At 60.0% G+C, this 9,837-nt stretch carries 11 protein-coding genes; 6 read left to right on the top strand and 5 right to left on the bottom strand.

All coding sequences use genetic code 11. The annotated features are described in order from the left end of the window. The 6 genes from pufA to ACK4TM_RS09350 form a co-directional block, all read left to right on the top strand. On the top strand, window positions 1–110 hold a 110-nt coding region (gene pufA, locus ACK4TM_RS09375; RefSeq protein ID WP_409700188.1), incomplete at its 5' end, for a light-harvesting antenna LH1, alpha subunit. Window positions 111–235: 125 nt separating this feature from the next. Beyond that, complete coding sequence (gene pufL, locus ACK4TM_RS09370; RefSeq protein ID WP_409700181.1) at window positions 236–1,069, top strand: photosynthetic reaction center subunit L; 834 nt, start codon at window positions 236–238, stop codon at window positions 1,067–1,069. A gap of 13 nt (window positions 1,070–1,082) precedes the next feature. Next, complete coding sequence (gene pufM, locus ACK4TM_RS09365) at window positions 1,083–2,009, top strand: photosynthetic reaction center subunit M (RefSeq protein WP_409700178.1); 927 nt, start codon at window positions 1,083–1,085, stop codon at window positions 2,007–2,009. Between the two features lie 11 nt (window positions 2,010–2,020). Beyond that, on the top strand, window positions 2,021–2,293 hold the full coding sequence (gene pufX / locus ACK4TM_RS09360; RefSeq protein ID WP_409700175.1) for an RC-LH1 core complex protein PufX: 273 nt from the start codon (window positions 2,021–2,023) through the stop codon (window positions 2,291–2,293). 182 nt (window positions 2,294–2,475) lie between these two features. After that, complete coding sequence (dxs, locus tag ACK4TM_RS09355; protein WP_409700172.1) at window positions 2,476–4,416, top strand: 1-deoxy-D-xylulose-5-phosphate synthase; 1,941 nt, start codon at window positions 2,476–2,478, stop codon at window positions 4,414–4,416. Window positions 4,417–4,465: 49 nt separating this feature from the next. After that, on the top strand, window positions 4,466–4,723 hold the full coding sequence (locus tag ACK4TM_RS09350; protein ID WP_409700170.1) for a PepSY domain-containing protein: 258 nt from the start codon (window positions 4,466–4,468) through the stop codon (window positions 4,721–4,723). A 208-nt stretch (window positions 4,724–4,931) separates the two neighbouring features. Here ACK4TM_RS09350 and ACK4TM_RS09345 read toward each other — a convergent pair whose 3' ends face one another. Genes ACK4TM_RS09345 through ACK4TM_RS09325 form a run of 5 tightly spaced genes read right to left on the bottom strand, consistent with a single transcriptional unit; the run spans window position 4,932 to window position 9,628 of the window. Then, on the bottom strand, window positions 4,932–5,231 hold the full coding sequence (locus ACK4TM_RS09345; RefSeq protein WP_409700167.1) for a hypothetical protein: 300 nt from the start codon (window positions 5,229–5,231) through the stop codon (window positions 4,932–4,934). After that, the gene (gene ctaD, locus ACK4TM_RS09340) at window positions 5,228–7,759 is read right to left on the bottom strand and encodes a cytochrome c oxidase subunit I (RefSeq protein ID WP_409700164.1); all 2,532 of its coding nucleotides are present in this window, start codon (window positions 7,757–7,759) and stop codon (window positions 5,228–5,230) included. The genes ACK4TM_RS09345 and ctaD overlap by 4 nt, the downstream gene beginning before the upstream one ends. Further along, complete coding sequence (gene coxB, locus ACK4TM_RS09335; RefSeq protein ID WP_409700161.1) at window positions 7,756–8,412, bottom strand: cytochrome c oxidase subunit II; 657 nt, start codon at window positions 8,410–8,412, stop codon at window positions 7,756–7,758. The genes ctaD and coxB overlap by 4 nt, the downstream gene beginning before the upstream one ends. Beyond that, a complete protein-coding gene (locus ACK4TM_RS09330) occupies window positions 8,409–8,915 on the bottom strand; it encodes a CopD family protein (protein ID WP_409700158.1) in 507 nt (168 codons plus the stop codon). Before ACK4TM_RS09330 ends, coxB begins: the two co-directional genes overlap by 4 nt. After that, a complete protein-coding gene (locus ACK4TM_RS09325) occupies window positions 8,912–9,628 on the bottom strand; it encodes a cytochrome c oxidase assembly protein (RefSeq protein WP_409700155.1) in 717 nt (238 codons plus the stop codon). The genes ACK4TM_RS09330 and ACK4TM_RS09325 overlap by 4 nt, the downstream gene beginning before the upstream one ends. Between the last annotated feature and the right edge of the window lie 209 nt (window positions 9,629–9,837).

Genomic DNA, 9,837 nt, shown 5'->3' with positions numbered 1-9,837 from the left:
GCGTTTTCGTGGCACAGGGCGTGTTCCTTTTCCTGCTGGCAGTGATGATTCACCTCGTCCTGCTGAGCAATGAAAGCACCAACTGGTTCCAGCGCGCCTTTGGCGGCTGATCTGCGTTTTCATATGACATCGCTCCGGGCGGGGTTCTGATCCGCCCGCAGCAAACATCGACATTGACGCTCACAGGGCGCACCCGAACGGGGATGCAGGGCCTGTAGACATATGGAGTATGAAGATGGCACAGCTCAGCTTCGAAAGAAAATACCGGGTCCGTGGCGGGACCTTGGTAGGCGGAGATCTGTTCGACTTCTGGGTGGGGCCATTTTACGTTGGCTTCTTTGGAGTCGTGACGTTCTTTTTCGCAGCCCTTGGGACAATATTGATATTTTACGGGGCCAGCCAAGGCCCGACATGGAACCCGTGGTTGATTTCGATCAACCCGCCACCATTGGATTACGGACTTGGTGCCGCGCCCTTGCTGGACGGCGGCCTATGGCAGATCATCACGATCAGCGCGGTTGGCGCTTTCGTCGGCTGGATGATGCGCGAGGTTGAAATCTGCCGCAAACTTGGCATCGGCTATCACGTGCCATTCGCCTTTGGCGTGGCAATCCTTGCCTATGTCACGCTGGTCATCATTCGTCCGGTACTGATGGGGGCCTGGGGGCATGGTTTTCCATACGGAATTTTCAGCCACCTCGATTGGGTGAATAACGTGGGCTATGCCTATGGCAACTTCCATTACAACCCGGCGCATATGGTCGCGATCAGTTTCTTCTGGGTCACTGCCGTTGCCCTGGCGCTGCACGGATCGCTGGTTCTGTCGGCGGTCAACACCGGCAGGGGATCGAAGACAATCGCCTCGCCTGACCATGAAGACACCTATTTTCGCGATCTGATCGGCTATTCGATCGGGCCACTCGGCATCCACCGCCTTGGTCTGTTTCTGGCCCTGATGGCCGGGTTCTGGAGCGCGGTCTGCATCGTCATCTCTGGCACCATCTGGTTCGAGGAATGGATCGTCTGGTGGGATTGGTACTATGAACTGCCTTGGTGGGTAGACCTGTAGGAGGGTATGAAAAATGGCTGAATATCAGAATATCTTCACGCAAGTCCAGGTACAGGGCCCCGCAGAAATGGGGGTGGTAGCAGACGACACGACGATGCGCGAACGCACCAAGAGCGCCCGCTTCTCCAGCCTTTTTGGCTTGTTTGGCAACGCGCAGGTCGGTCCCGTCCACCTTGGGTCCTACGGATTTGTCGCGGTGGCCGGCTTTGCGGCGTGGTTCTTCATCATCGGGATGAACTTCTGGGCGCAGGTTGGCTATAGCCCGGGACTTTTCTTCCGCGATCTGTTCTGGCTGTCGCTGGAGCCGCCTTCGCCTGCTTATGGGCTTGGCTTTGCGCCGCTGGAAGAAGGCGGATGGTGGCTGATCGCCAGCTTCTTCTTTCTGGTCGGGTGCTGTGCATGGTGGACGCACACTTATCAGCGCGCCAAGGCGCTGGGCATGGGCCTGCACGTGGCATATGCCTTTGCCGCGCTGCTCTGGTTGATCTTTGTGCTGAACCTGATCCGTCCGATCCTGATGGGATCATGGAGCGAGGCGGTCCCTTACGGTATTTTTTCGCACCTTGACTGGACCAACCTGTTTTCGATCACGCATGGCAACCTGTTCTACAATCCGTTCCACGCGCTTTCGATCGTGTTCCTTTATGGCTCGGCCTTGCTGTTCGCCATGCATGGGGCAACGATCCTGGCGGTCAGCCGCTTTGGCGGTGAACGCGAAATCGAACAGATCGTGGACCGTGGCACAGCATCGGAACGGGCTGCCCTGTTCTGGCGCTGGACCATGGGCTTTAACGCTACGATGGAAGGCATCCATCGCTGGGCCTGGTGGTTTGCAGTGCTGACCCCGCTGACTGGCGGCATCGGGATACTGCTGTCCGGCACTGTCGTGGACAACTGGTTTGTCTGGGCGCAAATCCATGGCTACGCGCCAGTAAACTGAGGAGAGAGATGATGAAAAACGACAACATCCTCGACGTGAACACCAAAAGCAGGCTGTCCGCCGACGTCACCTTTCTGATGCTCAAAGGTGCGGGCTATGCAGCGATTGTGGTTCTGGGGATATGGTTCTTTATCGCGGCATTCGCCGCGGTGGGGCGCGCCCTGCCGGAAGAAGCACGCATGGCCCCGGACCCGATCAACCGCCCCGCCCCTGCGGTGGAAGCAGTTGCAGAGCCGATGCCGGACGAGCCTGTCACGGACGAAGTCGTCCCGGTCGCTGACTGATAAACCCTTGGATCAGGCATAACGCGACGCCTTGCCTGATCCTTCGCTGTCGGATCACCTTTCCCTGGTCGGTCCGTCATTGGGGCCCAAAGCCCCAGTTCCCTTCCTGTTGGCTACAGGAGACTAGCGTCGCAAGCGGTTCACCCCACTTGCGACGTTTTTTTCATAGCAAAGGTGCCATCATGACAAATCGTCCATCAACACCGTTTCTCGACAGTATCGCAGGCCCCGCCGATCTGCGACGGATGAGCGATGCCGCACTGACCAGTCTGGCCGATGATGTCCGCGCCGAAGTGATTTCCGCGGTATCCGAAACGGGGGGCCATCTGGGATCATCGCTCGGTGTGGTCGAACTGACCGTCGCCATTCACGCCGTGTTTGACACGCCACGTGACAAGCTGATCTTTGACGTGGGGCACCAATGCTACCCGCATAAGGTGCTGACCGGCAGGCGGGACCGTATCCGCACCCTGCGTCAGGAAGGTGGGCTGTCCGGTTTCACCAAGCGCGCCGAAAGCGAATTCGACCCGTTTGGGGCGGCCCATTCCAGCACTTCGATTTCTGCCGCCCTTGGTTTCACCGTCGGTCGCGATCTGGGGATGCCCACTGGCGACGCCATTGCCGTGATCGGTGATGGGTCGATCAGCGCGGGCATGGCTTATGAGGCGATGAACAACGCAGGGTCCGAAGGCCGGAGGTTGTTCGTGATCCTGAACGACAATGAGATGTCCATCGCGCCGCCTGTCGGTGCGATGTCCAAATATCTGTCGGGTCTTTATGCATCCCCCTTGGGTGATCTGCACAAGATGGCCGCAGGGTTCGAGGCGGTTTTACCCGGCCCGATCCGCGACCATGCCCGCCGCGCGCGGCAGCTGGTGACAGGCGTCCAATCGGGCAATGCGGGTACATTGTTCGAAAGCCTTGGCTTTTCCTATATTGGTCCGATTGACGGTCACGACATGACCCAGCTTTTGCCGGTCCTGCGCGCCGCCAGAACACGCGCGACCGGCCCCGTGCTGATCCATGTCTGCACCAAAAAGGGCAAAGGCTATGCCCCCGCCGAACAAAGCGCGGACAAATATCACGGTGTTGCCAAGTTCAACGTTGCAAGCGGTGAACAGACCAAATCGCGCCCCAATGCGCCGAGCTATACCAAGATTTTCGGCACTGCCCTGACGGTCGAGGCGCAGCATGATCCGCGTATCGTTGCCGTCACCGCCGCGATGCCGAATGGCACGGGGGTTGATATCATGGGTCAGCGGTTCAAGAACCGCGTTTTCGATGTGGGCATCGCCGAACAGCATGGCGTGACCTTTGCCGCTGGTATGGCGGCGAGCGGGTTAAAGCCATTCTGTGCGATCTATTCGACTTTCCTGCAACGCGGTTATGACCAGATTGTCCATGATGTGGCGCTGCAAAACCTGCCGGTGCGTTTCGCGATTGACCGGGCCGGGCTCGTGGGTGCCGACGGGCCGACGCATGCGGGATCGTTCGACATCGGCTATTTGTCCGCCCTGCCCAATATGGTCGTGATGGCCGCGGGGGATGAACTGGAGCTGATGCGTATGGTGCACACCGCGGCGGATTATGACGCAGGGCCAATCGCCTTTCGCTATCCCCGTGGGGAAGGTGTGGGGCTGACCCTGCCCGAACGCGGCGAGATCATCGAGATCGGCAAGGGCCGCATCGTGCAGGAAGGGAGCGATATCGCGCTGTTGTCCTTTGGCGCGCATCTGGATGAATGTCACAAGGCGGCCCGCCAGCTTGCGGCGCAAGGTTTGTCCGTCACCATCGCGGATGCCCGTTTCGCCAAACCGCTGGACCGTGCGCTGATCCGGCAGTTGTTACGCCATCACAAGGCGTTGGTCACGGTGGAACAGGGCGCGCAGGGCGGCTTCGGTGCCATGGTTCTGCATGACCTGGCCAATGACGGTTTGCTGGACGGGCGCTGTCAGATCCGCACGATGACGCTGCCGGACCGTTACATCGACCATGCTGCGCCAGACGTGATGTACGCAGAGGCGGGGCTGACCGCCGTCGATATCACCGCGACCGCCATGCAGGCGGCAAACATGACTTTCCGCAGAACCGGCGATCCGCTGACCGGCCCGCGCATTGGTTGAAACCTTCTCGGCAGGTCTTAGATAGATTCTGTAACCAAGGAGACCGGAAATGAAAAATACTATGATCGGCGGTTCTATTGCCGCAATTATCGCAGCCAGCCCGGTACTGGCCGACACGCCACCGCCGGAAAATGCGCTGCCTTTGTCCGAAATCATCGCCATGGTTGAACAATCCGACGATGTCCAATGGATCGATGAGGTAGATTGGGATGATGACGGCTACTGGGACGTCGAATATTACACCGCTGACAACCGCAAGGTCGATGTCAGAATTGATCCGCTGACCGGCGCAGCATTGGCAAGATGAACAGCACAGCACGGGGGGCAAGGCGCTGCCCCCACCCGTGCACGCCTGGCGTTTGATAACCTCGACCTGTTCGTTTTCGGGAACGGTATAAAGTTTGCTTTGGCAATAGCGATCCACCATCGGTGACAGCAAAGGCCGGCTAATACAGCAAGTCCGCCCATGCAGAGATTCACCAGACAAGGTGCTACCGATTTTCTTGCATGACGTGCTAGCAACTTGTGGTGATGGCTACGGGGAAAAGCGTATACAGCGTCGCCACCAATCCGATCCACGTCCCGTAGCGCGGCAAACGGGCACTCAGGTCCGGGCCTTTCTGCAAGGCCATGAACAGTGGTACAAAGGCGGCAAGACCCACAGTCCAGCTTGTGATCAACAGGATGCGCGAGGTGATCCCTAGACCTTCCGGCCCCGTGATTCCTGCGCAGAAGGCACCATGTAACGCATAGACCAGTGTAAAGGTTGCCGCCCAGATCATCGGCCCGGCAAGTGTGAGCGCGAGCCACCTCATGCCAGTGCCTGCGCCAGAACGATGACCATCGCGAGCAGGGCGGTCGCCGCGGTAAAGCCTTGCCATGCCCGCCATGCGGGATGTGCACCTGGCGTCTGTTGATCAATCTCGCCCCGCGCGTGCTGGTTGGCGACAAAGGCGGCCATACCGGAGGCTGTGATGACATGCAGCCCGACATAACCCGCGACGACCGCGCGCAATGCGTCGCGCGCATGGGTTTTGGCGTCGTCCATCTGCGTCCATGACAGCCAGACCAGCGCGACCAGCGCAACGCCGTTCAGCACCACGCCGATCAGCGCCGCGCTGCGCGATGCCCCGGTCGCCACCCATGCCGCCGCGATCAGGGCGAGGGCGATGATCCCCAACCCGATCAGCGTTGCGATATTTTCCGCCCCCGCCACCGGGGCCGTTGGCCCTTGGGTTACGACGGATAGAAATGCCAGCCCGAATATCAGCGACGCAAACAGCGTGCCGTCGGCAACCAGCAGGGTGATCAGGCCGCTTTGCCCAAGGCTTTGGCGCGCCCGGTGATGCACGGGCAGGATCGTTCCGGGGGCAATCTCGACCGGGCTCATATCTCCGGCAGGGGCCATGCCGCGCCCCCAAAGCCAGATCAGCGCGGCGACCGGGATCAGGGCGAAGGCGGCCATCAGATAAATGCCACCCAGCATCAGCAGAACAAAGGCGCATATGCTTGCCGATAACGCCAAGGGCAGGGCCGTGTTTCCGGGCAGGATAGCGACGTGATCAGGCTCTGCCGCGATGGCGCGTGTGACAAGAAGTTCACGCCTGTCACGCGGGGCACCGGGCAAGGCGCCTTCTCCGCGCGCAAGCGGCAGGATAATATCACGCGCCGGGCGATCCAGATGCCGCGCCGTTGGTAGCGATGAAAAGTTGTAATTGGGCGACGGGACAGGCATCGCCCAATCCAGCGTCGGGGCCTCCCACGGATCGCGACGCTGGCGTTTTCCCAAAGTGATCTGCAACAGAAGATCCAGCGCGAACATGGCAAAGCCGATAGTCAGCACAAAGCTGAAGACAGAACTGGTCAGGTTCAGCCACACCCATTCAGGATTGTCGGGATAGATGTCCACCCGGCGCGGCATCCCCAGCAAGCCGGTCAGATGCATGATGAAGAACGTGCCGTGAAAGCCTATCAGGATGACCCAGAACGCTGTCTCGCCCAGCCCCTTGATCCGCGATTTGCCGGTGATCAGCGGCATCCAGTAGGTCGCTGCCGCCATCATCGGAAAGACAAAGCCGCCGATCAGCACGTAATGCAGGTGGGCGGTGACGAAGGCGGTGTCATGTGCCTGCCAGTTGAACGGCACGATCGCCAGCATGACGCCGGTCAGCCCGCCCATGACGAAGGTCAGAAAGAACCCGAGGATATGATACATCGGCAGATGCAATTGCGGCTGCCCCTTCCACATTGTGCCGATCCAGGCAAAGACCTGCACCCCCGTCGGCACGGCGACCAGCACGGATGCGGCAGAAAAGAATGCCAGCGCCATATGCGGGATACCCACGGTGAACATGTGATGCACCCACAACCCGAACGACAGAAAGACAAGCCCGAGGACCGCAGCGACAATCGCGCCGTAGCCCAGAATTTTCGTCCGGCACATCACCGGGATGATCATCGACATTGCGCCGGCGGCGGGCAGAAAGATGATGTACACTTCCGGATGCCCGAACAACCAGAAAAGATGCTGCCACAAAAGCGGATCACCGCCGCGCGCGACCTCGAAGAAAGGCCAGTCAAAGGCGCGTTCCAGTTCCAGTAGCACAGACCCCGCGATCAGCGGTGGAAAGCCCACCAGCATCATCACGCTGGTCCCCAGCATATACCACGCGAACAGCGGCATCTGCGTGAGCTTCATCCCCGGCGCGCGCTGGCGCAGAATGGTCACAGTAATCTCCACCGCCGCGGCGATGGCGGAAATCTCGACAAAGGTGACGCCCAGCAACCAGACATCGGCATTGATGCCGGGGCTGTGTGCCGCGCTCGACAGCGGCGTATACATGAACCAGCCGTCGCGCGGGGCGACGCCGAACAGCAGTGCTGTCAGCATGATCAGCCCGCCAAAAAGGTAACACCAATACCCCAAGGCCGTCAGCCGAGGAAAGGCCATGTCGCGGGTGCCAAGCAATTTGGGCAACAGCCAGATCCCCAGCCCTTCCAGCATGGGGATGGCGAACAGGAACATCATGATGCTGCCATGCATGGTAAAGATCTGGTTATAGATCTCTGTATCCAGAAACGCCCCGTCATGCGTCGCCAGCTGCGCCCTGATCAGCATCGACAGAATGCCGCCGATGGCAAAGAACACGAAGGCCGTCGCCATGAACCGCAAGCCGAGCGTGGTGTGGCTGACCGCCGTGATCTGCCCCCAAAGACCCTTGTCATTGGCCCAGACGCGGCCCAGTTCGCGATGCAAGTGCAAGGCGCGTTGCGGCCGATTGCGTGCCAGCTCGGCGGTGGCGGCATTTTCCTGTTCGGCGGCGGTAACGGCTGTGTCGGTCATTGCTCTGCCTCGCTCAGGTCTGGGGGCCAGTCGGCGTGTGCCTGCACGGAAAACCGCATGCCCGCGTGATCCAGCCCGCAGAATTCGGCACAAAGTCCGTCATATTCCCCCGGCGCATCGGCCATTAATCGCGCGCGGTTAGTACGGCCGGGAATTGCGTCCATCTTACCGGCCAGACGCGGCACCCAGAAGGAATGGATCACATCCTCGGAGGTGATCAGCACGTCGACGGAGCGATTGGCAGGGATGTGCAACAGATCGGTGCTTTCGACCATGTCGCCGTCCGGCCCTTCATGGCTGAATTCCCAACCCCATTGAAAGGCGTGGGCGTGCACGGTGACGGCGTCGTCGTCACGCGGCTGGATGCGTTCCCCGACCCAGAGGCCGGCACCCAGAAGCAGGGTCAGCACCGTCAGCGAGAAATAGAGGCCCAGACCATGGGTCCAGATTCGGGCGCCGGTGTCGGATGGTCGCCGAAAAGCGAGAATCAGCAGCACGACCACCAGCGCCGTGATCAGCGCGGCCCCCACCAGCATCACCCACCAAAGCCAGGCGATATCGGTGGCGACCGGTCCCGCAGGGGCCAATGTGGACAAGGGCGTATCGCAGGCCGCGAGAGGCATTGCGGTGACAAGGATGACAGCACGCTTCATAGCGGGTCCCATCCGGCGGGTATCTCATTGCCACGCGGTTCTTGCAGAATTGCGGGCAGCAGGGCGGTAAGTTCATCCAGCGAAGGTTTGGCCAGGACCAACCACAGCACCAACGCGATCAAAGGGATGATGCCGAGCAAGGCCAGCCCTGCAGGCGGCATCCGGAACGCCCCGTGTTCTTCGCCAGCGACCACGATCAGATGACCCAGCCAGACATGCAGCAAGACCATACCGGCAACCGCGACCAGCTTGGCCATCATCCAGATATCCAGCACTTCCAGCGCAAAGATCAGAACGGTGCCCGCAGCGACCGCGATGACAGCAGCAGGCGACAGCACGGCAGTATAGCTGTAATGCGTCAGCCAGCGGAATTCGGTGAACCCTGCCTGTGTTTTCATCTCATCCCGACGACCATAGATATGCATCAGCACCGGCAGCAGGATCAGTCCCGCACACCAGACCGACAGCGCCGATATATGCAGCGCCTTGAGGGTGGCGATCATGCGCGCAGACCTTCACGAAACAACCGCAAGGCCAGCAACCCTGCAACAGCCGCAATCGGCAGCATCCCCGGCACCCACATGATCAACCCGGCAAGCTGTTGATCTTCCAGCGCGCTAAGCCCGAAACGCTCTGCATGGGACAGATGTTCAAGGTAAAATGGGTTCTGCGCAAAGGTCAAAAGCGCGCCAAGCAGCCCCATCTGGCCGACCAGCGCCACAAGCCAGACAACGACAGTATGATCCCGCGTTCGCAGCACCGCCGACCAGAATGCCCAGGCAGGCAGGATCAGGGCGGTCTGCATCGCCCAGTAAACGGCAACTGATTGCCATGCAGCGCTGTAAACGGCAGGTACATGCCATAGCCACAATGCAGCGGACAGGCCTACAAACGCGGCCATCATCGGGAATCTGCGCATGGGAAAGGCGATCGCCAGCGCCGGTGCCAGCGCGCCGAAGACGACAAGATGATGAATGGTGCGAGCCGAAAACAGCGCCACGCTCATGGCGCAAAGCGGCGACACGAAGGCCACGACTGCGGCGCCCCCAGCGAAACCAAGCGCACGTTGACGGTGTTTCGTTGCACCGGCCCAAGCAAAGGCACCGCCGATCAGGAACGCACCCAGTACCGTGATCAGGAACGGATCGAAATTCCATACAAAAAACCAGTCTGCGGGGTTCGGCGCTGGGCCACAATAAGGCATATCACTCTGCATATAACTGTCCACGGCTTACCGGGTAACGCCGCTGCACCAAGAAAGGTTCCAAGATACGGGCGGTTTTTACCAGGTACCCGCCAGAACCGGACCGGAATTGAAAAAGGCGCCGAGCCTCTGCTCTGCGCCTCTGCGACTTTGTGAGTTCCAAAGGTGTTTAGAAAACACCGAAGAGAAACAACAGAATGATGACAGGAATCGGAATCCCG

Origin of the sequence: Yoonia sp., from assembly GCF_046292185.1 — a bacterium.
In the GTDB taxonomy this organism is placed as follows: Bacteria; Pseudomonadota; Alphaproteobacteria; order Rhodobacterales; family Rhodobacteraceae; genus Yoonia.
The sequence above is the reverse complement of the archived record's forward strand: the minus strand, read 5'-3'. Positions and strand labels throughout refer to the sequence as shown.

What these genes read in the sequence shown, in the direction of transcription:
- pufL (WP_409700181.1), top strand. Translation starts at nt 236, where the DNA reads ATGGCACAGCTCAGCTTCGAAAGAAAATACCGGGTCCGTGGCGGGACC.
- pufM (WP_409700178.1), top strand. Translation starts at nt 1,083, where the DNA reads ATGGCTGAATATCAGAATATCTTCACGCAAGTCCAGGTACAGGGCCCC.
- pufX (WP_409700175.1), top strand. Translation starts at nt 2,021, where the DNA reads ATGAAAAACGACAACATCCTCGACGTGAACACCAAAAGCAGGCTGTCC.
- dxs (WP_409700172.1), top strand. Translation starts at nt 2,476, where the DNA reads ATGACAAATCGTCCATCAACACCGTTTCTCGACAGTATCGCAGGCCCC.
- ACK4TM_RS09350 (WP_409700170.1), top strand. Translation starts at nt 4,466, where the DNA reads ATGAAAAATACTATGATCGGCGGTTCTATTGCCGCAATTATCGCAGCC.
- ACK4TM_RS09345 (WP_409700167.1), bottom strand. Translation starts at nt 5,231, where the DNA reads ATGAGGTGGCTCGCGCTCACACTTGCCGGGCCGATGATCTGGGCGGCA.
- ctaD (WP_409700164.1), bottom strand. Translation starts at nt 7,759, where the DNA reads ATGACCGACACAGCCGTTACCGCCGCCGAACAGGAAAATGCCGCCACC.
- coxB (WP_409700161.1), bottom strand. Translation starts at nt 8,412, where the DNA reads ATGAAGCGTGCTGTCATCCTTGTCACCGCAATGCCTCTCGCGGCCTGC.
- ACK4TM_RS09330 (WP_409700158.1), bottom strand. Translation starts at nt 8,915, where the DNA reads ATGATCGCCACCCTCAAGGCGCTGCATATATCGGCGCTGTCGGTCTGG.
- ACK4TM_RS09325 (WP_409700155.1), bottom strand. Translation starts at nt 9,628, where the DNA reads ATGCAGAGTGATATGCCTTATTGTGGCCCAGCGCCGAACCCCGCAGAC.